Annotated in this window: 1 pseudogene; it reads right to left on the bottom strand. The window is 70.5% G+C overall.

Annotated elements, in window-relative coordinates:
* Positions 1-254: pseudogene (locus ACZ2XM_RS15615) on the bottom strand (signal recognition particle-docking protein FtsY); the annotation flags it as partial.

Below are 254 nucleotides of genomic sequence, written 5' to 3'. Positions count from 1 at the left end.
GCCTCGGCCTGGGCGAGGCCGTTCTGGCCGGTCGTGGCGTCGAGCACCAGCAGCACCTCGGCGATCGGCGCCTGCTTCTCGACGACGCGCTTGATCTTGGACAGCTCGTCCATCAGGCCGCCCTTGGTCTGCAGGCGGCCGGCGGTGTCGATGATGACGATCTCGGTTCCGTCGCGCTTGGCCTTCTCGACGGTCTGGAACGCCACGGAGGCCGGGTCCTGGCCCTGCTGCTGCGGCCGGACGATCTCCGCCCC

It is taken from the genome of Psychrobacter sp. CoH-33_TS_01, assembly GCF_058189395.1.
The sequence above is the reverse complement of the archived record's forward strand: the minus strand, read 5'-3'. Positions and strand labels throughout refer to the sequence as shown.